This window comes from Acetobacterium sp. UBA5834 (genome assembly GCF_002435675.1).
Classification (GTDB): domain Bacteria; phylum Bacillota; class Clostridia; order Eubacteriales; family Eubacteriaceae; genus Acetobacterium; species Acetobacterium wieringae.
In genome coordinates, this window is record NZ_DJGY01000022.1 from 1 (window position 1) to 26063 (window position 26063).

Annotated in this window: 25 protein-coding genes and 1 pseudogene; 23 read left to right on the plus strand and 3 right to left on the minus strand. The window is 42.3% G+C overall.

The genetic code is table 11. From position 1 onward, the window contains the following. Positions 1 to 493: 493 nt before the first annotated feature. The 6 genes from B3F51_RS04870 to B3F51_RS04895 all read left to right on the plus strand — a co-directional run bounded on the left by B3F51_RS04870 (position 494) and on the right by B3F51_RS04895 (position 8450). Positions 494 to 1492, plus strand: coding sequence for an abortive infection family protein (locus B3F51_RS04870; RefSeq protein WP_286945769.1), 999 nt, complete (start codon positions 494 to 496; stop codon positions 1490 to 1492). 55 nt (positions 1493 to 1547) lie between these two features. Beyond that, positions 1548 to 1673, plus strand: a complete 126-nt coding sequence (locus B3F51_RS04875) for a helix-turn-helix domain-containing protein (RefSeq protein WP_286945771.1) — start codon at positions 1548 to 1550, stop codon at positions 1671 to 1673. 78 nt (positions 1674 to 1751) lie between these two features. Next, entirely contained in the window at positions 1752 to 4127 is a 2376-nt protein-coding gene (hsdR, locus tag B3F51_RS04880) for an EcoAI/FtnUII family type I restriction enzme subunit R (protein ID WP_286945772.1), read from the plus strand. A gap of 22 nt (positions 4128 to 4149) precedes the next feature. Next, the gene (locus tag B3F51_RS04885; protein WP_286945774.1) at positions 4150 to 5619 is read left to right on the plus strand and encodes an HsdM family class I SAM-dependent methyltransferase; all 1470 of its coding nucleotides are present in this window, start codon (positions 4150 to 4152) and stop codon (positions 5617 to 5619) included. After that, positions 5619 to 7088: a restriction endonuclease subunit S gene (locus B3F51_RS04890; RefSeq protein ID WP_286945776.1), complete on the plus strand. Its 1470-nt coding sequence runs from the start codon at positions 5619 to 5621 to the stop codon at positions 7086 to 7088. The genes B3F51_RS04885 and B3F51_RS04890 overlap by 1 nt, the downstream gene beginning before the upstream one ends. Positions 7089 to 7457: 369 nt before the next feature. Beyond that, positions 7458 to 8450: an Abi family protein gene (locus B3F51_RS04895; RefSeq protein WP_286945777.1), complete on the plus strand. Its 993-nt coding sequence runs from the start codon at positions 7458 to 7460 to the stop codon at positions 8448 to 8450. 337 nt (positions 8451 to 8787) lie between these two features. On the opposite strand, the gene B3F51_RS04900 is transcribed toward B3F51_RS04895, so the two are convergent. The 3 genes from B3F51_RS04900 to B3F51_RS04910 are packed head-to-tail and all read right to left on the minus strand — an operon-like array spanning position 8788 to position 12615. After that, positions 8788 to 11073, minus strand: a complete 2286-nt coding sequence (locus B3F51_RS04900) for an AAA family ATPase (protein ID WP_286945779.1) — start codon at positions 11071 to 11073, stop codon at positions 8788 to 8790. A 10-nt stretch (positions 11074 to 11083) separates the two neighbouring features. Continuing rightward, entirely contained in the window at positions 11084 to 11725 is a 642-nt protein-coding gene (locus B3F51_RS04905) for a hypothetical protein (RefSeq protein WP_286945780.1), read from the minus strand. A 14-nt stretch (positions 11726 to 11739) separates the two neighbouring features. Beyond that, a complete protein-coding gene (locus tag B3F51_RS04910; RefSeq protein WP_286945782.1) occupies positions 11740 to 12615 on the minus strand; it encodes a hypothetical protein in 876 nt (291 codons plus the stop codon). 495 nt (positions 12616 to 13110) lie between these two features. Here B3F51_RS04910 and B3F51_RS04915 point away from each other — a divergent pair, with 495 nt between their 5' ends. The 17 genes and pseudogenes from B3F51_RS04915 to B3F51_RS04995 all read left to right on the plus strand — a co-directional run bounded on the left by B3F51_RS04915 (position 13111) and on the right by B3F51_RS04995 (position 26026). Next, positions 13111 to 13599, plus strand: coding sequence for an RNA polymerase sigma factor (locus tag B3F51_RS04915; RefSeq protein ID WP_286945783.1), 489 nt, complete (start codon positions 13111 to 13113; stop codon positions 13597 to 13599). Positions 13600 to 13679: 80 nt separating this feature from the next. Beyond that, entirely contained in the window at positions 13680 to 13901 is a 222-nt protein-coding gene (locus B3F51_RS04920; protein ID WP_286945786.1) for a hypothetical protein, read from the plus strand. Then, positions 13876 to 14202 (plus strand): rRNA biogenesis protein rrp5, encoded by a 327-nt coding sequence (locus B3F51_RS04925; protein WP_286945788.1) that lies wholly within the window; start codon positions 13876 to 13878, stop codon positions 14200 to 14202. The genes B3F51_RS04920 and B3F51_RS04925 overlap by 26 nt, the downstream gene beginning before the upstream one ends. Beyond that, positions 14202 to 15368, plus strand: coding sequence for a DUF2800 domain-containing protein (locus B3F51_RS04930; protein ID WP_286945790.1), 1167 nt, complete (start codon positions 14202 to 14204; stop codon positions 15366 to 15368). The genes B3F51_RS04925 and B3F51_RS04930 overlap by 1 nt, the downstream gene beginning before the upstream one ends. Positions 15369 to 15378: 10 nt before the next feature. Continuing rightward, positions 15379 to 15948 carry a DUF2815 family protein gene (locus B3F51_RS04935; RefSeq protein WP_286945791.1) on the plus strand — a complete coding sequence of 190 codons (570 nt, stop codon included), beginning with the start codon at positions 15379 to 15381 and terminating at the stop codon, positions 15946 to 15948. A gap of 65 nt (positions 15949 to 16013) precedes the next feature. Beyond that, positions 16014 to 16154, plus strand: a complete 141-nt coding sequence (locus tag B3F51_RS04940; RefSeq protein WP_286945793.1) for a hypothetical protein — start codon at positions 16014 to 16016, stop codon at positions 16152 to 16154. A 72-nt stretch (positions 16155 to 16226) separates the two neighbouring features. After that, positions 16227 to 18326 (plus strand): DNA polymerase, encoded by a 2100-nt coding sequence (locus B3F51_RS04945; RefSeq protein WP_286945795.1) that lies wholly within the window; start codon positions 16227 to 16229, stop codon positions 18324 to 18326. Between the two features lie 219 nt (positions 18327 to 18545). Beyond that, positions 18546 to 19136, plus strand: a pseudogene (locus B3F51_RS04950) (hypothetical protein); the annotation flags it as partial. A gap of 96 nt (positions 19137 to 19232) precedes the next feature. After that, positions 19233 to 19997, plus strand: a complete 765-nt coding sequence (locus B3F51_RS04955; RefSeq protein ID WP_286945797.1) for a phage antirepressor KilAC domain-containing protein — start codon at positions 19233 to 19235, stop codon at positions 19995 to 19997. Beyond that, a complete protein-coding gene (locus B3F51_RS04960; protein WP_286945799.1) occupies positions 19990 to 20238 on the plus strand; it encodes a hypothetical protein in 249 nt (82 codons plus the stop codon). The genes B3F51_RS04955 and B3F51_RS04960 overlap by 8 nt, the downstream gene beginning before the upstream one ends. Then, on the plus strand, positions 20225 to 20662 hold the full coding sequence (locus tag B3F51_RS04965; RefSeq protein ID WP_286945801.1) for a DUF4406 domain-containing protein: 438 nt from the start codon (positions 20225 to 20227) through the stop codon (positions 20660 to 20662). Before B3F51_RS04960 ends, B3F51_RS04965 begins: the two co-directional genes overlap by 14 nt. Then, positions 20655 to 23015 (plus strand): virulence-associated E family protein, encoded by a 2361-nt coding sequence (locus tag B3F51_RS04970; protein ID WP_286945802.1) that lies wholly within the window; start codon positions 20655 to 20657, stop codon positions 23013 to 23015. The genes B3F51_RS04965 and B3F51_RS04970 overlap by 8 nt, the downstream gene beginning before the upstream one ends. A 169-nt stretch (positions 23016 to 23184) precedes the next feature. Beyond that, positions 23185 to 23463 (plus strand): VRR-NUC domain-containing protein, encoded by a 279-nt coding sequence (locus tag B3F51_RS04975; protein ID WP_286945804.1) that lies wholly within the window; start codon positions 23185 to 23187, stop codon positions 23461 to 23463. After that, the gene (locus tag B3F51_RS04980; RefSeq protein ID WP_286945806.1) at positions 23447 to 23956 is read left to right on the plus strand and encodes an HNH endonuclease; all 510 of its coding nucleotides are present in this window, start codon (positions 23447 to 23449) and stop codon (positions 23954 to 23956) included. Before B3F51_RS04975 ends, B3F51_RS04980 begins: the two co-directional genes overlap by 17 nt. Next, entirely contained in the window at positions 23940 to 25295 is a 1356-nt protein-coding gene (locus tag B3F51_RS04985) for a DEAD/DEAH box helicase (RefSeq protein ID WP_286945809.1), read from the plus strand. The genes B3F51_RS04980 and B3F51_RS04985 overlap by 17 nt, the downstream gene beginning before the upstream one ends. 46 nt (positions 25296 to 25341) lie before the next feature. Next, on the plus strand, positions 25342 to 25608 hold the full coding sequence (locus B3F51_RS04990) for a hypothetical protein (protein WP_286945811.1): 267 nt from the start codon (positions 25342 to 25344) through the stop codon (positions 25606 to 25608). A gap of 1 nt (position 25609) precedes the next feature. Then, positions 25610 to 26026, plus strand: coding sequence for a hypothetical protein (locus B3F51_RS04995; protein WP_286945813.1), 417 nt, complete (start codon positions 25610 to 25612; stop codon positions 26024 to 26026). The last annotated feature ends 37 nt before the right edge of the window (positions 26027 to 26063 follow it).

The following is a 26063-nucleotide window of genomic DNA, read 5'->3' on the forward strand; positions in this document are numbered from 1 at the left end:
TATGAAAAAGCCTAATAATTTCACGTTGAGACGGTCGTATTGATGTCACGGGTTTAGAAATAGACCGCTGAAAAGCCCGAAACATAGGTAATTACGGGGTTTAAAGATTTTTGAATATAACCAATCTGCCAGAATCCCTTTAAATATTGATAATCGAAAAAATATCAATGGTCAGGTTGAGTTGACGGGATTATTTTTGGATAGGTTGTGTAGACAGCATTGATTTTACAAATATGAATATAGATTTTGATACAATATAGGCCGCCTTGTAATGAGGTGGCTTTTTCTGTTTGGACAGAAATGTCTTCATGATTGGGTTTGAAACCTGTGTCGATGTTCTCATATTTTTAGTGGTATCAAGAAGTTTAGTTGTCTTCTCACATTATTGTGAGGTTTTCTTCATTTGCGGTTGGTTTTGTGTTATAGTATTTGTAGTATTATTAGATGTATACAATGAAATATCAACGCTTTCATTGCCAAGGGAGAATAATGTATGAGGAGAATTTCAGAACTTACAAAAAGAGATATTTTTGATCTGACGATTCACGGTTTTCAGGAAACTGTACTCGTTCAAGATTTTCATCCGGACTTTAAAGAATTCTATAAGGATGAAGAAGCTAAATATGAAATGAATTTATATGGTCGCCTTGATGAAATTGCATTTTTAAAGCGATTGTATCCTTTAGATGAAATGGAATCATATGATAGTAGATTTTCAAATGCTGAGGATGATATATGGCAACACACAGTAAATAATGAAGACTATGAGATAAATTGGATATTTCAAGATGAAAGATTCGAACTGCTTAATGGCGATGACTCAATATTTCTTAATTTTATATCTGAAATTTTTCATCCTTCAGTTAGAAATGAAAGAGAGCCTTGGGAAGTTTTTCTAAAAAAGTTCAATGTACTACTTGGATATGATGGATATGAATTGTATGAGACAAAGAAAATATCTGGAAGGTCGGTTTATAGTTGGCGGTCGATTAATGATAACCTAATAATGGAGAAGCAAATTTCAGACATAAAAACAGAATTTAACTCCGATTACGTAAGCAGCCAAGTTACATTGATGTATGAATTAATTAATACGGCACCTAATTCAGCAATTGGTAAGGCAAAAGAGTTATTAGAAATTTGTTGTAAAACAATATTAGATCAACGCGAGGTAAGCTATGCAACTGAATCTACAGTTATTCAGCTGATGAAATATACCTGTGATACTTTAGAACTAAATGCAAAGAAGATACCCGAAGAAGTCAAAGGCAACGAAATTGCTACCAAAATTTTGGGAAACCTTTCCAACATTTCACAGGGTATGTCGGAACTTAGAAATTTATATGGCGATGGGCATGGTAAGAATAAGGATTTTAAGACGTTGCCGCCAAGATACGCTCACTTAGCGGTTGGTGCATCAGTAACAACTGTTCATTTTCTTTGGGAGACATATAAAGTTAGAAATGAAAAAATTATAAAAAATATCGAGTAATTGAGATTATTAATTTCTTAATATGATCATTAGCTATGATAAATTGTGGTAACTTTTGATCGACAAGAAGATAAATAAAACCGATTTAAAGGATAAAGCCGGTATTACTTATAATATTATCGCTCGCCTCAGTAAAGGGAAAACAGTGAGTATGGAGGGTCTGTATAAAATCTGCAAGTGACTCCAGTGTAATATCGGTGATATCATGGAGTTTAAATTCGATTGACATCATTTAAATAAAATGAAGGGGACTGAATTCATGGGGAAAAGACAATTGTCAGAAGAAGATATCAAAGCCAGATACATAACACCAGCGATTACTAACGCTGGATGGGATATTAAAAAACAAGTAAGGTTAGAGTATGCCTTTACCGCCGGTAGGATTATCCTGCGTGGCAATATCACGGCCAGGGGCAAACAGAAACGGGCGGATTATGTTCTTTTTTATAAGAACAATTTTCCATTAGCCATTGTGGAAGCCAAGGACAATAATCATTCAGTCGGTGCTGGCCTTCAGCAGGCGATTGATTATGCCAAAGCCTTAGATATTGATTATGTCTATGCATCCAATGGCGATGGCTTTGTGGAACAGAACTTAATCACCGGTGAAGTCAAACAACTTGATTTAGCAGCGTTTCCGTCACCAGAGGAATTATACAAGCGTTATCGAATCGATAAAGGCATCAGTATGGCAGAAGAAAAAGTCATGCTTGAGCCTTATTACTATATCCCAAATTACAAAACCCCAAGATACTACCAGCGGGTAGCGATCAACAGAACCGTAGATGCCGTAGCCAAGGGGAGAGAACGGATACTGGTGGTCAGCGCCACCGGAACCGGGAAGACCTATATGACTTTTCAGATTATTTACCGGTTATGGAAGTCCGGCCTTAAGAAAAAAATCCTTTTCCTGGCAGACCGGAATGTCCTGATTGACCAGACCATTTCTGGGGATTTCAAACCTTTTGGTGGCAAGATGACCAAGGTGCAAAATAGAAACCTGGACAGCTCCTATGAAATCTATCTGGCCCTTTATCAGCAGCTGGCCGGCGATGACGGCGAAGAGGCTTTTTTGCAGTTCAAGCCAAACTTCTTTGACCTGATCGTGATTGATGAATGCCATCGCGGCAGCGCCAAAGAAGAATCCGCATGGCGCAAGATACTGGACTACTTTTCATCAGCGACCCATGTGGGCTGTACTGCCACACCCGTTGAAACAAAAGAAGCATCGAGCTCCACTTATTTTGGCGAGCCGATTTATGAATATTCCCTTAAACAAGGCATTGATGATGGCTTCCTGGCTCCTTATAAAGTGATCCGCATTGGTCTGGATCGTGACCTTGAAGGCTATCGGCCAGAGGCAGGCAAAGTGGATATGAATGGCTATGAGATTGAAGACCGGGAATACAACGCCAAAGATTTTGACCGAAAATTAGTCATTGATGACCGTACCCGCGTGGTCGCATCGAAAATCACAGAATTTCTCAAAAAAACAGACCGGTTCAGCAAGACGATTGTATTTTGTGTGGACATTGAACACGCCGAACGCATGCGTCAAGCACTAATCAATGAAAATAAAGATCTATACGCCCAAAATGACCGCTATATTATGCGCATTACCGGGGATAATGATATCGGCAAGGCCCAGCTGGAGAATTTCATCGATGAAGAAAGCACCTATCCGGTCATCGCCATAACGAGTAAGTTAATGACTACCGGTGTCGATGCCAAAATGTGTAAACTGATCGTGCTGGAAAACAACATCAACAGCATGACCGAATTTAAGCAGATCATCGGTAGGGGCACACGCCTTTTAGAAGACTATGGCAAGACCTACTTTAGCATCATGGACTTCCGTAATGCCAGCCGACTCTTTGCTGATCCGGGCTTTGATGGCGAACCGGAAGTGGTCATTGACCTCGGTTCGGATGATCCCGTCGATGATCCGGGAACAGAAGATGGAGCTGAAGAGGATACTGGACAAGACACCGGCAACGATGGTGTTAAAGAAGATAATGCCGGCTACGGCACTGGCGATACGCCGCCCTTTAATGATGACGGTGAGGATAAGCCGCGAAAATATTATGTCGGCGATGTTGTTGTTAAGGTTCTTTCAGAACGGATTCAGTACGTCGATAAAGATGGGAAACTCATTACTGAAAGCCTGATTGACTACACCAGGAAAAACATCCTCCAGCAGTATGCCCGTTTGGATCAGTTTCTTCGCACCTGGACAGCAGCCGAGAAAAAACAAGCCATCATTGATGAACTTCAAGATGATGGTGTGCTGCTTGAAGCCGTAAGGCAGGAATTGGGTAAAACGGAGCTGGATGACTTTGATCTAATCTGCCACATTGCTTATGATAAAAAACCACTAACAAAACAAGAACGGGCAGCGAATGTGAAGAAAAGGCATTATCTATACAAATATTCGGATGTCGCAGAACAAGTGATTGCAGCACTTCTTGATAAGTATGCGAATGATGGCATTAAAGAGATTGAAGAAACAAAGGTACTTCAACTGGAAGAGTTTGCTAAGATCGGCAGTCCAATGAAAATTGTCAAAGCCTTTGGTGGTAAAGAAGCCTATCAAAAGGCCGTACAGGAATTAGAAAACGAGATATATTACGCATAAATAGATAAGGCAGGTAGATAAAATGGCAATTGGTAACTTTGTAAAGAGAATTCAAGATGTGATGCGAAACGACTCAGGTGTCAACGGGGACGCCCAGAGAATTGAACAAATCGTGTGGATTCTATTCTTAAAAATATATGATGCAAAAGAAGAAGCATGGGAGCTTTATAATGATCATTACACGTCAATTATCCCAGATGGTCTCAAGTGGCGTGATTGGGCAGTCGATAGAAAAGATGGCGAAGCCTTAACGGGCGATGCGCTCCTGGACTTTGTCAACAACACCCTTTTTCCAACCCTGAAGAATCTGGAAATAGATGAAGAAACCCCCATGAGTCAAGTCATTGTCCGTTATGCCTTTGAGGATGCCAACAACTACCAGAAAGACGGTGTTCTTTTAAGACAAGTGGTCAATGTCATTGATGAGATTGACTTCACCGAATACAAGGAACGCCATGAGTTTGGGTCCATCTATGAATCCTTCCTTAAGGATCTTCAAAGCGCCGGTAATGCCGGTGAGTTTTACACCCCAAGAGCGGTGACAGACTTTATGGTGAAAGTTGTTAAGCCGGTGTTGGGTGAAAAAATCGGCGACTTCGCCTGTGGTACCGGCGGGTTTCTAACTTCAGCTTTAAAGGAGCTGGAAACTCAGGTAGAGAATTCCCTTGAGAACCGGGAAATCTACAATAAATCTGTTTATGGGATTGAAAAGAAGGCCCTGCCACATATGCTTTGTGTCACCAATATGCTGATTCATGATCTCGATGATCCCAATATCCTTCACGGTAATGCCCTGGAGATGGACTACAAAGATATGCGAAAGATGGAACCATTCGATGTGGTTTTAATGAATCCACCCTATGGCGGCAGTGAGAAAGACAGCGTCAAGTCAAACTTCCCGACGGAGCTCAGAAGTTCCGAAACGGCTGATCTTTTTATGAATGTGATTATGTATCGACTTAAGAAAAATGGCAGATGCGCAGTGATCATTCCCGATGGCTTCCTGTTTGGAACAGATAATGCGAAGTTCAATATTAAGAAAAAGTTATTCAGTGAATTCAATCTTCACACCGTAGTGAGAATGCCACACAGCGTTTTCGCCCCTTATACAACCATTCGTACCAATATCCTGTTTTTTGACAATACCGAACCGACTAAAGAAACCTGGTTCTACAGAATGGATATGCCGGAAGGCTATAAAAACTTCTCCAAAACCAGACCGATGAAGCTGGAACATTTTGGTGCGGCCCTGGCGTGGTGGGATAACCGGGAAGAAATCGAAGTGGATGGTTTCCCCAAGGCAAAGAGATATACTACCAGCGAAATCATTGAAAGATGCTACAACATCGATCTCTGTGGATTTCCCCATGAAGAAGAAGTGATCCTTGAGCCAATGGATTTGATTCAAGTATATCAAGAAAAGCGGGCATCACTGAATGATGAAATTGATCATGTGTTAGAACAGATTACTGCAATGCTTGGTGGTAATTAATGAAGGCCCAGGACATAAAGAACAGTATTCTTCAACTTGCGATACAGGGGAAACTGGTCGAACAGCGGGCAGAAGAAGGTACTGCTAAGGAATTATTAGAAAAGATAGCAGTTGAGAAGAAACAGCTGATTCTGGAAGGTAAGATAAAAAAGCAGAAGGCTCTGCCAGCGATCAAGGAAGATGAGATTCCATTTGATATTCCAGAGAAATGGGAATGGGTTAGGTTATCTGAAATAATAGATGTACGTGACGGAACGCATGATACGCCCAAATATGTTGCAAACGGTATTCCTTTAGTGACGAGCAAAAATTTAAAGCAAGGCGAGATTGACTTTGATAACGTTAAGTTAATATCCTTGGAAGAATCAAAAAAAATTAATATGCGATCAGGTGTTGATGATGGCGATATTCTACTTGCAATGATCGGCTCAATTGGAAATCCTGTGCTTGTCAAAAAGACCAGAGAATTCTCTATCAAGAACATGGCATTATTTAAACCAATAAAAAGTGCGTTGTTCAATATGGAGTATTTACTTAACTTTTTACAGCTTGAACAAGAAAGAATGAAAAGAAAAGCTGCTGGTGGCGTACAATCATTTGTTTCATTAACATTTCTGAGAAATTACTTAGTCCCACTCCCACCACTGGAGGAACAAAAACGTATTGTATCAAAGATCGAAGAGCTGATGCCTTATGTCGAAAAATACAATGTAGCTTATTCTGAAGTGGAGAAGCTGAATAAAAAGTTCCCGGAAGATATGCAAAAGTCGATTTTACAATATGCTATCCAAGGCAAGCTGGTTGAGCAGCGAAAAGAAGATGGAACGGCAGAAGAACTTTATCAGCAGATTCAAGAAGAGAAGAAAAAGCTGATTGAGGAAGGAAAGATTAAAAAAGCCAAGGCGCTTTCCGAGATTACAGAGGATGAGATTCCTTTTGATATTCCGGAGAGTTGGAAGTGGGTTAGGTTGGGTAATCTGCTAAATAAATTAACTGACGGTACCCACAGCACCCCTAAGTACACTGTTACTGGAGTTCCGTTTATATCTGTTAAAGATGTAAGTGGAGGTAAGATGGATTTCTCCAATACCAAATTTATCTCTCAAGAAGAACATGACTCTTTATATAAAAGGTGTAATCCTGAAAGAGATGATATTCTCTTAACAAAAGTAGGAACTACAGGGATACCCGTAATTGTAGATAGCGATCAAGAGTTCAGTCTATTCGTTAGTGTTGCACTTTTAAAATTTAATACAGATTTGATTTTTAATAAATATTTTATGTATGCTATAAAAGCCCCTGTTGTACAGATTCAAGCTAGGGAAAATACCAGAGGCGTGGGTAATAAAAATTGGGTTATGAGAGACATTGCTAACACAATTCTTCCATTGCCTCCGTTAAATGAACAGAAGCGTATTGTTGATGAACTAGAAAAACTTCTACCTTACACAAAGCAACTCGTGAAATAGTTGAATTTCGCTCACTAGGATGGTTGGATCTTTACCACTTCTCGAAATGGTAACTGCGCCTGGGTCTTACGTGAAAAATCCCATAGTTTGATAGGGTAGATACATTAAATTAGCGCCACATAACCGTAAAGCCTTGATATTAAAAGGTTTATGGGTTATGTGGCTAATTTATTTAGCTGCCCCTGGATATGACAGTTTTCTCTATGCTTCCATCATCATCTCATAATGCTGTCCTTTCTTTAATTAAGAATTATTTCAAAAGTTTCTTAAAAAAGTTATTGTATTTTATCAGTTGTTGAGATACAATAAAGACACAGATCAAGCCTTAACCGTCCGCGGTGAGGCTATTTTCATTTAGGGGATGTTGTTTTGAAACCATTTCATACTTTAGACGAGCAAGTAGAAAAACTTAAATCTAGAAAACTCATTGTAGATGATGTCGATTTTGCGAAGAGTATACTTTCCAAAGAAAACTACTATAATGTAGTCAATGGATATAAAAAGCCATTTTTGAAAAGAGATCTTGGAGGGGCATTACTTCAACCGGAAGAATATGTTGAAGGTTGTAGATTTGAAGAACTATATAGCTTATATTGTTACGATAGGGACCTGAGGATGTTATTGTTAGGTGTATTGCTGAAATTTGAAACCCATTTCAAAACATCGTGTGCATACAATTTCTCAGATGAATATAGAGACTCATATGCATATCTAAACGTAGGGAACTATTCTCAGAAAAAAGAGGACCTTACTAAGGTATTGAAAAATATCTCTGTACTCTCTAGTGAGTTGAACAAGAATACTAATGGCAGTAGAGCAAAAAGTGTATACATCAGCCACTACATTGAAAATCATAAATGTGTTCCTTTATGGGTACTAGTAAATAGCCTAACAATTGGGAATATGTCATATTTTTACTCGGCCATTGACGAAAAAATAAGAGCGAAAATTGCTAAAGGATTTAGCAGTGATTTCAAAAAAGAATATGATTCCAATGAGAAAGTCGACACTAGTGAAATGGCCCAAATAGTAAAAGCCGTTAATCTGTTCAGGAATGTATGCGCCCATGAAGAAATACTATTTTTGTTTAAACTAAATACAAAGCTTAAATCAACCCTATTCACAAAGTATTTCAAATCTGAAGCGATCAATCAGGAAAAAATAGAAAAAAGTGACCTGTTTGCTCTTGTGGCTGTTTTGAAATTGGTTACGCAGAAAGAAGAGTATATAAGCTTTATTGACAATATAGATACTTTATTTAGTATATATCGCGAGAAATTTAAATCTGTGAATTTTGACAAAATAATTTTTCTATCCGGATTCCATCCAAATTGGAAAAATGAAATTCTGGAATCGATATAATATAATTTGGGATCTGTCAAGATTTGATCTCGGCAGACAGCTTCGAAAGGTAAACTTTTCGATATGCCACTATTTCACCAAAACATTCGCTTGGGGATAACCCGAAAAGCGTGAAACAAGTGCCACATAACCTTTTAAACCCTGATTTTAAAGGGTTTACGGGTTATGTGGCTATTTTTTTAATTCTTTTTTAAATTATCGGATTTAGCAGTTTATATAATAGTGATGCTGGAATAACCGCTAATGAAAGTCACAGAATGGCGGCTCAAGGCTTTGGAACACTACCTGCAGCGGTCCAGTGGTTGGCTTTTTATAATCTCTCCAAAATTCAATTTTTCTATGCACCCATCATCATTTTATAATGCTGACCTTGATCCATCAGATCAAAGATCATCTTGAAGGTTTCACGGCTCTGCCTGATATCAATACATTCATCGACATAATTGATTCCGTCGTTGAAGCCGAGCGCATTTGCACTGATGTAGGAGAGCATTGCTGAAGCCATTTGATATTGGGTATAATCTTCTTTACCATTTGCATCAACAGAAATGAAATTATTTTTATTATCATTACTTAAAATAGTTTTGCGAAGAACGGCACCGTCATATCCACACAATTGCAGAAAATAATATTCCAGGATTCGGCGGATAACGTTCATCAGTGGAATCGGTGAGGTGACCATTTTATATTCCTGCCACAAAGAAGCATAGGAGTTTTGAACCGGGTTATAATTGATCCGCTCGGTTTGAACATCCGGGTTCGTTTTAGCACAGAGACGAATTGACGATTTATTGTCGACTTTGCTGATCAGGTAGAAGTTGATATATAAATAGTGCTTTACTTTGTTGTAGGTGATTTCGCGGTGGAAATAGGTATTATGAGTGAGAATGAAAATCTGCTTGATAAATCTACCCTTCGCGACAGGATCACCGCCTACGGCATTGTTTTCACAGATTTCTATCATTTCACGGACTAAGGCACTGACGATGAACAAAGAACTACTGTCCATGCTGGAAACCGGGTCGTCGATGACCACAATGCGATCAAGTTGGCCACCGTCAGCGCTTTCACTGCCTTTGACAAGATGATAGAAGTAGAGGAAAGCAATGAAATTCCGCTCGCCTTCGCTGAGGTTTTCAGCAATAGATTCATCGGGGCGAATCACTTCATAAACATTAGGGGTGTCTTCTTTTTCCCTTAGGCTGAATCCCTGAAAGCCGGAATCTCGAAGCAAAGTATTAACATTATCAATGGTCGTAAGGGTGTTTACGATATTTTTGTTAAGTTCCGCAATTTCCTTACCAAGACTGACAACAGTTGCCTGGTGCTTTAAAATCTCGGCAGTAAGGGATTGGATTTCTTTTTCTAGGGTGCGTTTACTGGCGGTATAGTGTGCAATTTCATCCTTAAGAATAAAGGCAATCAATTCCCACACAAAGGTTTTGCACTCCGCTTGCTTCTTTGGTTTTTCAGCAAAGACTGAGTTATTCTCATTGATTAGATTATTAAATCCAGTAATAATCTGAGAAATTTCCTGGAGCAGCGTGGTAGTGTCCTCAATTTCGACAACTTTTGAAGGATCAGATTTTTTTTCATCAATGAGTTGAATATTTGAGGCAATTAAACCTTTCAGGGCAGCCAGCTTATCATTGTAAACGGTAAGGTCAATTTCGGGGTATATTTCCTGAGGTATTGATTGCAAAGGTATAAATAGCGTGTTGGCTTCATTCCTGTATGCGGTGTGAAAATCAGAAACGGTTTTGATCGAGTCTTGATATTGTGTGTCAAAACAGGCCTTAATATCCTCTTCAAAGCTATCTGGTAATTTTTGCTGACAATAAGGGCACTTGTCGTCTGGAGGGGAATTATAAATTTCATGGCCTTGTTGGACCCAGGTTGTCGCATTGATTGCTTTGACAAACTGGGCAAACGGTGTATCTGAACTACTTACGATAGATTCAGTAAGAATGTGCCTTCCTGAAAGGTTATCAAGAATGGCCGGGTCTGCTATTGGATTGAACAAATTATATTTTTTTGCATCCGCTGAATAGGTTGTATCATATAAACGTTTAAGAGTTTCCAGGTTGTGATCTTTCTTATTCTTTATTTCAAGTACTGCCTCAGCAAAAAGTTTCGCTTTCATTTTACCAGATAGTGCTTTTTTGAAAGTAGTACGTAAATCGGAGGTTTTATCCCAACAGGATTTTTGAAAGTTAATAAAAACCTGCTCTAAATCAGCTTTTTTTTGGGTTTCATCTTCAATCGCTTTATTGAAAGCGGCAGAGGATTTAATTTTTTCAGCAGTTTTTTCCTCAACTTGTTGTTGGGTAAGAAAGTTTATTTCATTAACCGTAAAAACTCCCGGCAAATTATGGTAAGTATGAAAGTTGGCATTGATGAAATCCTGGTTGTATACTTGGACGGTATAATCAGATGCAGATTTACCAGGCTTCCAGCATACACCATTGTCAATTTTTATTGCTTTGCCAATGGTCGATTTTCCAGTTCCGTTGTTGCCAAAGAAAAAATTTACAAGCGTGGGCTGAATCGAAACACAGCAACCTTTATAGGTCGTATCATTAAGTAAAAGCTCCGTAATTTCGGAAGGCATTTTTTCCCGCATAAAGTCCTCCTTATTGATTTAGGCCCATCAGACTGATATTGGCATCGGTTAGTTCCTCGATCAGATTGATACGTTTAATTGCCCAGTGGGTATGGTTCATTTCAGTGATGGCCCTATCCATATCTTTCATACCAAGGTTAAAACCAATGTCACTGATTTGTTGCATTGGTATTGGCCATACGAGTTGGCATTTGATTTTAATCCCATTATCCTGTTTACGGACATCATCAACAAAACCAAATATGGCTTGTTGTTCATCGCCTGCTTTAGCGTTATAATTATCTGCCTCTGGCATAAAAAGCGAAGGGAAGGTTTTAATTTCCTGGATGGCTTGTGCTGAAAGCGATGCATATTGGTTTCGCAAATCTTCTGATGAGTAGCCACGACAAAGTGATCGCTCGCTTGAAATGACAAAGTGATTTTGTTCGAAGATTTCACCACCGATTACGAAAAGGTTATAGAAGTTTTGATTGATTTTTCGAGAGGTTGGTTTTAACATTCCGCCTGGTAGTTGCTGTACATAAGGGAAGTTTAAAATTATTTGCTGGGTAACATTTTTTGCATAATCGACATGAACGTTTTTTTCACCGGTTTGATTTACCACAGTAGAAGCTGCCTTAGTGGCAGTGAAGTTTTCTAATTCATTCTTCATTCAAATTACTCCCATCATATTTTCAGATTTTCTACATAATCAATATGAATATTATTCTCCCCGTATTGATTCACAACGGTGGGGTTATTGATATACTGATTTACAATTTTTGTAGAGGAAGTGTCGGCTCTTTCATCGTCAATCGCATCCATATCTGGAGTTGAAAAATCGGTTTGAGTCTGTTGCGTATCTGCAACAGGCTCTTTTTCTTTTTGCAGATTAGTGACTGAGATACGGCGTTCAATGTCTGAAATAATGCCGTCATCAAAGGTGCCTACTAAATAGGTATCACGGGTAGGGTAAAAGGCATCATAAGTAGGTTTGCCGTGTTTGTTTTTGGTGGGCCTAGTAATTAGATAATGTAGGACACCAAGCAGGAAAGGCTGTAATTCAAAGGCAGTACAATTAATGATCTCAGCCTTGGTCATGGCAATTTCATTTTTATAAATGTAGAATACATCAGAGTCTGCGATTGAGGAATCTTTTTCGATTACAGCCAGCAGTGATTTAACAAGCCAGACCATGCGCCCGGGATTCTCAGAAAAAATACATGAGTCTGTAAGATCAATCATTCGATTAAGGACAGAAATGTACCTGTTCTTAAAGCTATCATCGAAACCAAAAATAACAGGAGTTTGATCGAATGGTACATTTTTACCACCATTAATCAGACAATTTCTGTACTCGGATACAGATTTTCTAAAAGGACCTCTGGTTGAATCAGGGAGTATTCCGGTTACAACGCGTATCAAGTTTGCCATCAGTACAGGATCTGAAATTCCATTATATCGATTATTTACCTTATCACTAGCAGTACCCTCGTATTTTACCTGTATCAACAAGGCAAAAAAAATGCCACCGCAAAGGTAAGGTACAGAGTCGTTAGCCATATGCTCCCTCGTTTCTGTTATCAGTAAGCAAAGTAACTGAAGTAAGCGACAGTAACTATTGCAAGTAACTTAAGTAACTATAAATTAATCCTTAGAGAAGAAAAACCTCTGAGGATTTTTTATTTTATCGAATGAAAAAGTGTAAATTGACACATTTTAGATACTATTATATCACAAAAAAATAAAAAAATTCGAAACTACAGAAATTTACACTCGAAATGATAATAAATAGTTCGACAAGTTAAATTTTGTCTTGAACGAAAAAATCCGGAGATTGAATCTTCTCATAAAAAATTATCTCAAAGCCTGAGATGCGCATTAGGGCGGCGGGATACATCAAGAGTCTTGAACACAGCTTAGCTGTGGACAAGCTACTGATGTACCCACCGTGCTTTATTATGCCATTTTTAGGTATTGGAGTCGGTGTGTATCAGTGCATTGGCTCTTTTTGTTTCCTTGTCGCCCAAACCATCCAGGGGAAAGGCAAGGAACTTTATGAGAAAGTTTAAAACCCCAGAGAAGAATCGGCCCAGCTACACCTATTACCCAGCCCGAGGGATAAAAATTGAAATAAACCCCGGCGAAAATGGAGTGACCAATGCACTGATTAATATGCTCCACGATTGGGATGATCAGGAAGTCGATGCGAAACGCAGAGAAGACTACCATGCTCCAGTCCATCTCGAATCATACCAGGTGGCAAGTGATGAAGATGCCACCGACCGCAATCCCTTTCTGATTGACACGGAACCAAACCCGCTGGCGTGCCTTATTCAGTCAATTGATGCCGATGAGCACGAGGATCGATTGGCAAAATTAAGATCAGCGATTGAAACTCTCCTTCCGCAGCAGAAAGCTTTAATTCAAAAAGTGTTTTATGAAGGCTGCACGTACGTGGATATCGCAGCCGAAGAAGGTGTCAGTGAAGCAGCGATTCGAAACAGGCTGAAAAAGATATTTAACAATCTCCGCAAAAAAATCTGAAAAAGGGGGTTCGAATCCCCCCAGATTTTCGCATATGGACAGAGGAATGATTAACATTCCCGGAAAGGAGCGACAAAATAATGAGTCTGAAACACAAAGTGTCAATTAGTATTGCACAACCAGACGGCAGAACATCTTCCGTTATTAAAAGTGGGTCAATGCAGGTTCGAAACAAATTGCTGACATTTTTGTTTGGCGAAAAAGTAAATGTGCTGGTACTCACTCCCGGAGACTCTGTTGAAACGGTGGAAATCCATCAGATTGGAGGTAAAGGCCATGAGTCGAACAAAACTACTGCTTGACGTTATTTCCGATGTCCGATCCCTGGCTGACAGCCTGCAGGCAGTTGCTGATGCGATGCTAGAAAATGAGCCAGTTGAAGTGGCAAGTCAAACTGTTCCTGCGGAAGAACCGATCGTTGCGAAGCTTGAAGAAGCGGCAGAAATCAAACTGGAAGATGTGAGAGCTGTACTTGCTGATAAATCCCGCATGGGCCATACTGCATCGGTAAGAGAACTGCTGACGAAGTACGGGGCATCCAAGCTGTCGGAGATCGATCCGGAAAAATATCCGGCACTGCTAAAAGATGCGGAGATGTGGTAATGAAAAAGCAGCAAGTGATTATTGGCAAAGGGACACAAACTGTTGAACGGAGCCATGCCTTATTATCAGCTTCATCAAGCCATCGCTGGATCCGATGCCCGCCATCTGCCAGACTCTGTGAAAATTTCGAAGATAAGGGCAGCGACTATGCAAAACAGGGAAGCGAAGCTCACAGCCTTTGCCAGTTTAAACTGGAAGCGATGCTTGGCATGGAAACAACAGATCCATCGGGAGATCTTTCTTTTTACGATGAGGAGATGGAAAACTGTGCCGAAAATTATGCCCTCTATGTGATGGAGCAGGTGGCTAAAGCCAAAGAAACCTGTGCTGATCCGGTGGTATTAATTGAACAACGATTGGATTTTAGCAGGTGGGTTAAGGCTGGATTCGGCACTGGAGACTGTGTCATTATTGCTGATGGTACACTGTCCGTAATTGACTATAAGCACGGGAAAGGAATCCTGGTGGAAGCCGAGAAAAATCCACAAATGCTTTGTTATTCACTTGGGGCAGTTGAGATGCTTGATGGCATATACGATATTAGCTCAATTAATATCATAATTTTCCAGCCAAGGCGGGAAAATATCAGCACCTATACGTTGTCGAAAGCCGAACTATTGCAGTGGGCTGACGATGTTCTCGCTCCAGCAGCCCGGCTTGCCTATGCAGGTGAAGGGGATTTTGAATCTGGAGAACACTGTTATTTCTGTAAGGCAAAAGCGACCTGCAGAAAACGTGCCGAATGCAACCTGGAGCTTGCCCGTTATGATTTTGCGATGCCTTCCACCCTGGAAGATGATGAAATTGAAGCGATTCTACTAAAAGTGGATGATCTGGTGTCCTGGGCATCGGACGTCAAGGCGTTTGCCCTACAAGCAGCGATTTCTGGTAAAGAGTGGGCAGGATGGAAACTGGTCGAAGGCCGAGCCAACCGCAAGTATATTGATGAAACGGCAGTTGCGGATGCTGTTGCTGCAGCTGGGGTTAACCCCTATGAACAGAAACTGCTGGGTATAACCGCAATGACATCGATACTTGGCAAGAAACGATTTGAAGAAGTCCTCGGCCAACTCATCTGCCGACCCCAGGGCAAACCAACACTCGTGCCGGAGAGCGACAATCGACCGGCAATGAATACAGCCAAAAATGATTTTATAGAAGAATAGGAGAAAACTTATGTCAAATGTAAAAAATGCAAATCCCATGAAGGTAATTACCGGACCCGACACCCGCTGGAGTTATGTGAACGTCTGGGAGCCAAAGAGCATTAATGGCGGAACCCCGAAATACAGTGTCAGTCTCATCATTCCGGAGTCCGATACAAAAACCGTGACAAAAATCAAAGCTGCAATTGAAGCAGCTTATAAAGAAGGCGAATCTAAACTAAAAGGTACAGGGAAAAGCGTTCCAGCATTATCAGTGTTAAAAAAACCACTGCGACGAGGCAATGAAGAAAGATCCAATGACCCCGCCTATGAAAACTGCTATTTCCTCAATGCCAACAGTACCACTGCTCCCGGCATTGTTGATGCTGATCGCCAGGAAATCATCGACCGATCTGAAGTCTATAGTGGCGTTTATGGGCGGGCCAGTATTAGTTTCTATGCATTCAATACCAACGGAAATAAAGGCATTGCCTGCAACTTAAACAACCTGCAGAAGATTAAGGATGGAGAAAATCTGGGTGGAAAAGCACGTGCTGAGGACGATTTCGCAACCGAAGACGATGATGACTTCCTGGCCTAAAACGGATAAATAATCAGTATGGTGAAATTGGTCAGCAAAAACAAATATAGAAAGCAGGTAAAACAATGGTTAATCAGATTTTAACAGTTCTATTGGTGGGACTCGCCGTTATTTATATGAGCGGCAGTGCGTATATGTTTCTAACCTTCATTCGTGACGATATCCGTTCCGAAGGAAAAAAGAAGAAAGAACAGCAAAACCAGTAGCAAAAAACATCACCAGGCGGCAGTGGGATTAATCCCAGCCGCCTTTGTTTATAAAAGGATGGAGATTTGGAAATGAAAAATTTATCAATTGATATTGAGTCGTTCTCTGATGTGGACTTGTCAAAAGGTGGTGTATACAAATATTCAGAGTCACCTAATTTTGACATTCTGCTTTTCGGCTATGCGATGGGTGGCGGCGAGACCCAGGTGATTGATCTGGCCAGTGGTGAAGCGATACCCCCACAAGTGATTGCCGCACTGGTGGATGACACCGTGATCAAATGGGCCTTCAATAGTCAGTTCGAGCGGGTCTGCCTGTCGGTATGGCTGAGACGGAATTATCCCCAGGATTTTTGTAGTTACAGTATTGTATCCGATACAGTCAGCGGTTATCTGGATCCGTCGGCATGGCGATGTACGATGGTCTGGTCGGCCTATATGGGGCTGCCACTGTCGCTTGAAGGGGTTGGTGCGGTACTGGGCCTGGAAGATCAGAAGCTGAAGGAAGGAAAAGATCTGATCCGGTATTTTTGTATGCCATGCAAAAGCACCAAAGCTAATGGAGGCCGTATCCGCAATATGCCGGAGCATGACAGCGAAAAATGGGAACGCTTTAAAAGTTATAATCAGCGGGACGTTGAGGTTGAGATAGCTATCCAGAAAAAACTGGCTAAGACGCCTGTGCCTGATTTTGTCTGGGATGAGTATCATCTTGATCAGGAAATCAATGACCGGGGTATTACCCTTGATATGTCATTTGTCAAACAGGCGATTGCGATTGATCAGCTTTCTCGAGAAAAACTGACAATAGAAATGCAAGAACTCACCAATCTGGATAACCCCAATTCAGTACAGCAAATGAAAAATTGGCTGGCTGATAACGGTTTGGAAACCGATACACTTGGAAAAAAAGCTGTCGCTGAAATGTTAAAAACGGCTCCGGAACACCTGGCAGAGGTGCTTTCGCTGCGTCAGCAATTGGCTAAATCCTCGGTGAAAAAATATCAGGCCATGGACCAGGCGATTTGTCAGGATGGCCGGGTGCGCGGAACCTTTCAATTCTATGGCGCTAACCGGACGGGACGATGGGCGGGCCGCCTGATCCAGCTTCAGAATCTCCCCCAGAATCACATCCCCGATTTGGAACAGGCTCGAGCCCTGGTTCGAAGCGGAAATGAGGATGCGCTTTCAATGCTTTATAATTCAGTACCGGAAGTACTATCAGAACTGATTCGGACCGCCTTTGTCCCAAGAGATGGCATGAAGTTTATTGTTGCCGATTTCTCAGCGATTGAAGCGAGAGTATTATCCTGGCTGGCGGGTGAAAGCTGGCGGATGGATGTTTTTGCAGATAACGGGGACATCTATTGTGCAACCGCAGGTAAAATGTTTCACTGCAATGTGGTCAAACATGGAGAAAATAGTGATCTCCGGCAGAAAGGGAAGCAAGCCGAGTTAGCCTGTATTGCAGAAGGGCAACTTGTCTTAACGAATGATGGTCTGGTGCCGATCGAAAAGATTTTAATCGATCATAAACTTTGGGATGGTAAAAAATGGGTGAGTCATGAAGGAGTAGTTTTCAAAGGAGAAAGAGAGGTCATAACCTATGACGGTCTTACAGCAACCGCAGACCACCTCGTGTGGGTTGAGGGGCAATCGCAGCCGATACAATTTGGAATCGCCGCCGCCAGCGGCGCACATCTCATACAAACCGGAGATGGTGGGACAGCAATTCGGTTGGGTGAAGATTATTTCATCCGAGAAACGATGGAACAAAAAAATGAATTATTGTTATGTGCTGACCCAGTGTACCGGCTGCGGAAGCATTCAGTGGCAACAGTATTGCAATTTAAAAAGCGGGAAATCAAAAGGATGTCAAAGTTGTTCTCAGCCAAGGCAGATTCCGCTCTGGTTGGATCGAAGACTTGCGGCAGCAAAACAACGTTGCGAAAATCCAAACGATGGAGGTTATCACAATTACGGTGCGAGAGGAATAAAATTCGCTTTTACAAGTGTTACCGAAGCCGGTCTTTATTTAATAAAAACATTTGGCTTGCCACCAAAAGAGTTGGAAATCGACCGGATCAACAACGATCTGGATTATGCATCGGGCAATCTTCGTTTTGTGACACATTTGGAAAACAACAGAAACAAAAGATGTACAGTGCTTAGTCATTTTTCTCAGGAATATTGGCCTTATGTAAGAAATGTGGTCGTTCGCAAATTATCGGTGGGATTAAGCAGGGACGAAATAATCCAGGATGCAGAAACAGCAGTATTCGAAAAAAGAAAAAATTGGAGATTAATCAGTGCAAGGCTCGACTTTATGACATACGAAATGCCGGACCACATCACCGTTTTACCGTATCGGGGAAACTCGTCCACAACTGTGGGTATGGCGGATCAGTAGGCGCTCTAAAGGCCATGGGAGCGTTGGAATCTGGGATGCAGGAAAATGAGCTGAAACCTCTGGTGGATGCCTGGCGTCAGGCCAATCCCAACATCGTCCGTTTCTGGTGGGCGGTGGATCGAGCGGTTAAAGAATGTATCAAACAAAAAATACCAACAGAAACCCACGGTATTTACTTTTCTTATCAGAGTGGATTTTTGTTTATCACCCTTCCTTCCGGCAGAAAACTGGCTTATGTAAAACCCCGGATTGGGGAGAACCGTTTTGGCGGGGAATCGGTGACCTATGAAGGGGTGGGTGGCACAAAGAAGTGGGAGCGGATTGAGAGTTATGGGCCAAAGTTTGTTGAGAATATCGTCCAGGCAATCAGCCGGGATATTTTGGCCGAAGCGATGAAAAGACTCCGATATTGTTTTATTGTGGCCCATGTCCATGATGAAATTATTATTGAGGCGGATATGCGTATGTCTCTTTTAGCCATCTGTGAGCAAATGGCAACAACACCGACCTGGGCTAAGGGACTGCTGCTCCATGCCGAGGGTTATGAATGCAGTTTTTATAAAAAAGATTAATATTTCTTAATCATGGGGGTTCGATTGATGCGGATTCTTCGCTTATAGGCAGAGGTGATGATACCTCTGTCTATTCTATTTCAGGAGGTAATTCGGATGAACGAATTAGTCAAAATCAGTTTTGACAGTGAGCGGCCCACAGTAAACGGCCGGGATTTACATCAGACACTACAGGTGAAAACACCCTATGATAAGTGGTTTCCAAGAATGTGTCACTATGGTTTTGTCGAGGGTTCAGACTTTTCGACATTTTTGTCGGAAAGTAATGGTGGAAGACCTGCCATCGAACATCAGCTGACACTGGATATGGCCAAAGAAATCTGTATGATTCAGCGCAGTGCAATTGGCAGGAAATGTCGCCAGTATTTCCTGGAACTGGAAAAAGCCTGGAATAGCCCGGAAGCGATTATGGCAAGGGCATTGCAATTTGCCGATTCCCAGCTGGCGTTGATGCGATCTAAAAATACAGAGTTGGCAGATACGGTAGCCATCCAGAATCAGCAGATTATCGAAATGAAGCCGAAAGTCAGTTACTATGATGTGGTTTTAAACTGCAAAGATCTTATCACAATATCAGTCATTGCCAAAGACTTTGGTAAGTCTGCCAGATGGATGAACCGCTATCTTCACGACAAAAAAGTTCAGTTCAAACAGGGCGAAATCTGGCTGTTGTATCAGAAATATGCTGAAAAAGGCTACACCAGCACGAAAACTCACAATTACGCCGGGTCGGATGGGGAACAGCACATCAAGCCTCACACCTACTGGACCCAAAAGGGACGATTATTCATCTATGATCTGTTAAAAGCAGACGGTATCATCCCACTGATTGAACAGGAAATGGAGGAAGCTTATGAATAAAGAATCAGTTAATCAGTCTGAAACGAGCATTGCAGCTGGTCTAACCGAATTGCTCGATTGGTTGTTACCGTTAAAGCTGACGCAATCGGCAGAGCTTGAAGCGACGATGGTCAGAGGTTTTATTGATGAGAATGGCCAGCTATGGCTTGAAACCGATGAGTTGGGCATTTTCTCAGTTGAGTTTTTTATAGCCCTTGTGATGGCAGAAAATTTAAGCGGTGGTTGCGATGAGCATCAGTAAGAAAAACGGCGAGGGCTATTATGACCCAACTGCCTATGACGCACTGAGCAATGTTATGAAATCAGAAGATCCTAAAAAGGGATCCGACTATAAACCGCTGGTATATGTCTGTTCGCCGTACTCTGGCGATGTGGATCAAAATGTCAAGAACGCCCGACAATTTTGCCGATTTGCCCTAGAGAGAAACTGCATTCCCCTGGCACCCCATCTGTTGTTTCCACAGTTTATGGATGATGATAACCCGGTGGAGCGGGATATGGCAATGTTTATGAATTACGTGCTGCTGGGCAAGTGTGATGAATTATGGGTGTTTAGCAGTCAGGTCACAAAGGGGATGGAACAGGAGATTGCGGTGGCTACAAAACGCAACCAGAAAATCAGATGGTTTGGGCGGAAAGCGAAGGGAGGACAGCAGAATGCGTGAGTTGCCAATCGCATACGGCAACAGCTGCTATGCGAAAAAATGGTCAAACAAGAAAATACCCTTTGATGATTTATGCCAAAGATTGGAGCATACCGTGCGTACCTCGGAAACGGTGGAAGAATACCCGAAACTCCCCAAGACTGAACGGGATAGGACCAAGGACAAGGGCGGCTTTGTCGGCGGCAGCCTTAAAAACGGCAGCCGTAAACGGGATTCGGTAGCCTGTCGGTCGATGCTGACCCATGATGCCGACCATGCGGATAAAGACTTTATTGAGCGCTTTGAGATGTTGTGCAAATATACCGCCTGTCTTTATACCACCCATGGTCATACCCCGGAAGCACCAAGAATCCGGATTATTATTCCCATGACCCGGGATGTAACGCCGGATGAATACACGGCCATTGCCAGATATTTTGCCGAAGAGTGGAACATGGACTGTTTTGATGAATGTTCCTATCGTCCCCATCAGCTGATGTATTGGCCCACCACCCCGTCAAACGGAGAGTATATTTTTAAGCGCATCGACGGGGAGTGGCTTGATCCGGACAAATTTCTCAGCTCCCGCCCCAACTGGCGTGACTGTTCGCTACTGCCAACCTCTTCACGGGAAAGCAGGGCTTCCGATCACAAGCAGCGTCGCCAGCAGGATCCGCTTGAAAAAGCCGGTGTGGTCGGAGCCTTCTGCCGGGCTTATAGCATCCAGGAGGCCATTGAGACATTTCTTGGTGATGTCTATGAAGCGTCAGCGGTGCCGGGCCGGTATGATTATATCCCAGCTGACAGCAGTGCCGGGGTGGTGGTGTACGATGATAAATTTGCTTATTCCCACCACAGCACCGATCCAGCCAGCGAAAAGGAACTCAATGCCTTTGACCTGGTGCGCATTCATAAATTCAGTGATGCCGATGAAAAGAAGTCCTTCCGCCTAATGGCTGAGTTTGCGGTGGCCGATGATGCAGTGAAATCGGAACTTTCAAAAGCGCGGGAAGCGTTGCTGGAGGAAGATTTTGCCGACACGGATGACTGGACAACCCGACTAAAATACCAGCCCAAAAGCAGTGTGCTGGATAATAGCGTCTGGAATGAAGTGCTGATTCTCAATAATGACCCTGATTTTTCAAATTTTGCATTTAACGAAATGGCCAATAGGATCCAGATTACCGGAGCTGTTCCATGGGATCGACCAAGCGGAAATCCATTCTGGAGGGATGCAGATACAGCGCAGCTAAAAGCTTTAATTGATGTACGCTATGTTTCGTTTTCAAGCAGAAACCACGATGTCAGTTTTGTGAAGGTTGCCGATGACCGGCATTTCCACCCCATCCGTGACTACCTTGATAAACTCCCGCAATGGGATGGAACGAAACGATTGGAGAATCTGCTGATCCGATATTTTGATGCGGCAGACACCCCATATATCCGGGCAGTTACCCGCAAGACATTTGCAGGGGCGGTGGCGCGAATCTATAAACCCGGCACAAAATTTGACTGCATTCCTGTCCTCGACGGCGACCAGGGGATCGGCAAAAGTACATTCTTTAAAGATCTGGTGGGCGAAGAATATTATTCGGATACGCTGTCACTCACCGATATGAATGATAAATCCGGGGCTGAAAAACTGCAGGGCTTCTGGATTGTCGAAATTGGCGAACTGGCTGGGATGAAAAAAGCAGATATTGAAAGAGTCAAAGCCTTCCTTTCGACAACCGATGACAAGTATCGGCCCAGCTATGGTAGAACCGTGGAGAGCCATCCAAGGCAGTGTATTATTATCGCATCCGTCAACGGAGAGCGTGGCTATCTGCGCGATATTACCGGTAATCGCCGTTTCTGGGTGGTGAAGTGCAACCGTAAAGAGCAGATTAAGACCTGGAATTTCTCAGAAGTCGAACGGGACCAGATCTGGTCTGAGGCAAAGCACTATTATCAAAGCGGCGAGAAACTGTTTCTTGAGGGCGAGATGCTACGTGCTTCTGAAGAAGCCCAGCGTGATGCCATGGAAGTGGACGAGCGCCAGGGCATGGTGGAGGAATACCTCGATACGCTGCTGCCAGAAAGCTGGGAAAGCATGGATGCGTATGCCCGCAGAAATTATCTGGCCGAAACGAACGCACCAACAAGCCCGTTAGGAACGGTGGAACGTCAGACGGTCAGTAATGCAGAAATTTGGTGCGAATGCTTCGGGCGGGGTCTTTCTGATCTAAAACCATCCGATTCCTATGCGATAGCGGCGTTGATGGCAAAGGTGGATGGTTGGGTAAAAACCGGAAAAGTCAGAAAGCGTCCCATCTACGGCAAGCAGCGCCTTTATGAAAGAAGTTGTTGTCAGTTGGAAAACGTTGATAAATAGAGGGTTTGACGGTGATAAGCAACAACTGTAACAACTATATCCCTTATATTAGTTATCGGCTTTAAATAATAGGGAATAGGTTTGTTGTGCCTGTATACGCCCGCGTAGAAATTATAGGAAATGGTGTTGCCAGTTGTTGCTTGTTGCTGAAAAAAGAAGGATGGAATGTATGAGAGAAAAAACAATCGAACGAAAACTGGTAGCAGCTGTAAAAAAGATGGGCGGTATCTGCCCGAAGTTTGTATCTCCGGGCTTAGATGGAATGCCGGATCGGTTGGTGCTTTTACCCGGTGGGAGACTGGCATTTGTCGAAGTGAAGGCTCCCGGTAAAAAACCACAGCCATTGCAAATGGTAAGGCATGAGATGTTAAAACGTCTGGGCTTTGCAGTTTATGTTCTGGACGATGTGGGAAAAATTGGAGAGATGCTAGATGAAATTATCAATTAAGTGTGATTGGTGTGGAAAAGAATTTGTGAGAGATTCTGCTGCTCTCAAAGGTAAGAAACATCATTTTTGCAGCAGACGGTGTCTTGCTGATTTTAGCAATAAAACAAAAAATCCAGATGGGTATGCTTCTCTGAAAGCTTTTTCGAACATCAGTAAAAATATGAAACAGATTAATCAGAAACTGAATTCTACAAGAATGACTAAGGAGACCAAAGAAAAGCTGCGTAATGCACATCTTGGCAAAGGAGAATGTAAGGGTTATTCAAAAATTTACAGTAGACTTGCGCACCGAGTAGTAGCAGAGAAAATGTTAGGTCGATCGCTTAAGCCAGAAGAAGTTGTACATCATAGGGATGGAAACAGATATAATAACGATCCTGAAAATTTAGTGGTATTCCCATCAGTTGGTGACCATACAAAATTTCATAATGAGTACAGATGGTTTTTGCGCCAAATAGAAAAACTAGAGGTGGAAAATGTTGAAACGGAGTGACTTTCATTTTTATCAATTTTATTGTGTAGAGTATATTAAAAGCAATGATATTGCTGCGATTTTCTTAGATTGTGGATTAGGGAAAACTTCCATCACACTAACTGCAATAAATGATTTACTGTTTGACAGCTTTGAAGTTCATAAGATATTGGTCATTGCACCTCTTCGTGTAGCCACTGTGACTTGGGGAGCGGAGATTCAAAAGTGGGAGCATCTGGATCTTCTGAAATATTCCATAGTAGTAGGCACGGAATCCGAAAGACTGACTGCACTAAATAGACAGGCGGATATTTATATTATCAACCGTGAAAATGTGCAGTGGCTAATTGAAAAGAGTGGTATCCCTTTCGATTTTGATATGGTAGTCATTGATGAGTTATCCTCTTTCAAGAATCATCAGTCAAAGCGGTTTCGAGCCTTGATGAAAGCTAGACCGAAAGTTAAACGTGTGGTTGGTCTAACCGGAACGCCAAGCTCTAACGGCCTGATGGATTTGTGGGCAGAGTTTAGACTGCTTGACCTAGGGGTTCGTCTCGGCAGGTTCATTGGTCAATATCGCACCACCTATTTTAAGCCAGACAAGCGTAATGGCCAGGTCATCTTTTCTTATAAACCGCTACCCGGTGCTGAAGAAGCGATTTATTCCAGAATTTCAGATATTACAATCTCCATGAAATCGACGGATCATCTAAAAATGCCAGAACTGGTTTCGTCTCAATATGAAGTGCAGCTGTCGGATTCTGAAAAAGAGCGCTATGAGGAATTAAAGCGCGATCTGGTACTTCAAACAACAGATGGTGATATTACTGCGGCCAACGCCGCCGCCCTTACTGGCAAGCTCTGCCAGCTGGCCAATGGAGCCATTTATTCTGATGATGGCGATACTATCGAATTCCACGACAGGAAGCTGGACGCTTTGGAAGATTTAATTGAAGCAGCCAATGAAAAGCCGGTACTGGTGGCCTACTGGTTTAAGCATGACCTTAACCGCATCAAAAAACGATTTACCGTCAGGGAGATCAAATCCAGCCAGGACATCGCTGATTGGAACGCCGGAAAAATTCCGGTAGCTGTGATCCATCCGGCCGCAGCTGGCCATGGACTAAACCTGCAGACCGGTGGATCAACCCTAATCTGGTTTGGGCTGACCTGGTCTCTTGAGCTATACCAGCAGACCAACGCCCGCCTATGGCGTCAGGGTCAAAGCAGCAAAACCGTGATCATCCTACACCTTATCACAAAAGGCACCATTGACGAGCAGATCTTAAAAGCCCTATCTGAAAAGAACCTGACACAGCAATCACTGATTGATGCAGTGAAAGCTGATCTGAAAATCTGAGACAATCAATGACAATCCGAGGAAACTATTATTCGGAGGTACGATTATGGAACCCTATCAAAGTTTAGTCAATGCGCTTATTATTCAGGCAGTTAAAGACTACCGAAAAGCAATTCGATTTTTGAAGCATCATCCCCACACACCAGAGCTTGATAACGATCCTCAACAAAATACGCTGCGAGATAAAGTTATCAAAAATGAGAATGAACGAGATGCTGCTGAGCGCTTCTTTCGGTCTGGATGGTTTGAGATGCTCTCCTCCCTGGATGGCGAGGTTCTGTTAAAAAAGGTTTGTGAAATGGAGGAGGGCTGAGATGACCGCTTTGGATTTTTTAAGCCAAGCTTACCGGTTGGATCTTCGCATCGACAGTAAACTGGAACAGATTAATTCTTTAAATGAACTGGCGACAAAATGCACCGCTACCATCAGCGATATGCCCCGCAGCCCCAACCAGAGCATTTCTTCGATGGCGGATACCGTTGCAAAGATCGTTGACCTTCAAATAGAAATTGACCGGGACATTCATCAGTTGATCGACATCAAGCGGCGGATTGTTGCCAGCATTAAAGCTGTGGACAATAAGGAATTCCAGACGTTACTTGAGCTTCGGTTCCTTTGCGGTTGTACCTGGGAGGAAATTGCCATCAAGATGGGCTTTAGCATCCAGCACACCTATCGGATGCGTGATCGAGCTTTGAAGAAAATCGTCGTCAACGAAAGTGGAGAGTAAATGAGAGTTGATGTTAATACCCAATGTGGTATAATGG

What these genes read in the sequence shown, in the direction of transcription:
- B3F51_RS04990 (WP_286945811.1), top strand. Translation starts at nt 25,342, where the DNA reads ATGGAACCCTATCAAAGTTTAGTCAATGCGCTTATTATTCAGGCAGTT.
- B3F51_RS04885 (WP_286945774.1), top strand. Translation starts at nt 4,150, where the DNA reads ATGGCAATTGGTAACTTTGTAAAGAGAATTCAAGATGTGATGCGAAAC.
- B3F51_RS04985 (WP_286945809.1), top strand. Translation starts at nt 23,940, where the DNA reads ATGTTGAAACGGAGTGACTTTCATTTTTATCAATTTTATTGTGTAGAG.
- B3F51_RS04970 (WP_286945802.1), top strand. Translation starts at nt 20,655, where the DNA reads ATGCGTGAGTTGCCAATCGCATACGGCAACAGCTGCTATGCGAAAAAA.
- B3F51_RS04870 (WP_286945769.1), top strand. Translation starts at nt 494, where the DNA reads ATGAGGAGAATTTCAGAACTTACAAAAAGAGATATTTTTGATCTGACG.
- B3F51_RS04965 (WP_286945801.1), top strand. Translation starts at nt 20,225, where the DNA reads ATGAGCATCAGTAAGAAAAACGGCGAGGGCTATTATGACCCAACTGCC.
- B3F51_RS04975 (WP_286945804.1), top strand. Translation starts at nt 23,185, where the DNA reads ATGAGAGAAAAAACAATCGAACGAAAACTGGTAGCAGCTGTAAAAAAG.
- B3F51_RS04955 (WP_286945797.1), top strand. Translation starts at nt 19,233, where the DNA reads ATGAACGAATTAGTCAAAATCAGTTTTGACAGTGAGCGGCCCACAGTA.
- B3F51_RS04935 (WP_286945791.1), top strand. Translation starts at nt 15,379, where the DNA reads ATGTCAAATGTAAAAAATGCAAATCCCATGAAGGTAATTACCGGACCC.
- B3F51_RS04915 (WP_286945783.1), top strand. Translation starts at nt 13,111, where the DNA reads ATGAGAAAGTTTAAAACCCCAGAGAAGAATCGGCCCAGCTACACCTAT.
- B3F51_RS04910 (WP_286945782.1), bottom strand. Translation starts at nt 12,615, where the DNA reads ATGGCTAACGACTCTGTACCTTACCTTTGCGGTGGCATTTTTTTTGCC.
- B3F51_RS04900 (WP_286945779.1), bottom strand. Translation starts at nt 11,073, where the DNA reads ATGCGGGAAAAAATGCCTTCCGAAATTACGGAGCTTTTACTTAATGAT.
- B3F51_RS04995 (WP_286945813.1), top strand. Translation starts at nt 25,610, where the DNA reads ATGACCGCTTTGGATTTTTTAAGCCAAGCTTACCGGTTGGATCTTCGC.
- B3F51_RS04945 (WP_286945795.1), top strand. Translation starts at nt 16,227, where the DNA reads ATGAAAAATTTATCAATTGATATTGAGTCGTTCTCTGATGTGGACTTG.
- B3F51_RS04960 (WP_286945799.1), top strand. Translation starts at nt 19,990, where the DNA reads ATGAATAAAGAATCAGTTAATCAGTCTGAAACGAGCATTGCAGCTGGT.
- B3F51_RS04925 (WP_286945788.1), top strand. Translation starts at nt 13,876, where the DNA reads ATGAGTCGAACAAAACTACTGCTTGACGTTATTTCCGATGTCCGATCC.
- B3F51_RS04930 (WP_286945790.1), top strand. Translation starts at nt 14,202, where the DNA reads ATGAAAAAGCAGCAAGTGATTATTGGCAAAGGGACACAAACTGTTGAA.
- B3F51_RS04940 (WP_286945793.1), top strand. Translation starts at nt 16,014, where the DNA reads ATGGTTAATCAGATTTTAACAGTTCTATTGGTGGGACTCGCCGTTATT.
- B3F51_RS04920 (WP_286945786.1), top strand. Translation starts at nt 13,680, where the DNA reads ATGAGTCTGAAACACAAAGTGTCAATTAGTATTGCACAACCAGACGGC.
- B3F51_RS04890 (WP_286945776.1), top strand. Translation starts at nt 5,619, where the DNA reads ATGAAGGCCCAGGACATAAAGAACAGTATTCTTCAACTTGCGATACAG.
- B3F51_RS04980 (WP_286945806.1), top strand. Translation starts at nt 23,447, where the DNA reads ATGAAATTATCAATTAAGTGTGATTGGTGTGGAAAAGAATTTGTGAGA.
- hsdR (WP_286945772.1), top strand. Translation starts at nt 1,752, where the DNA reads ATGGGGAAAAGACAATTGTCAGAAGAAGATATCAAAGCCAGATACATA.
- B3F51_RS04905 (WP_286945780.1), bottom strand. Translation starts at nt 11,725, where the DNA reads ATGAAGAATGAATTAGAAAACTTCACTGCCACTAAGGCAGCTTCTACT.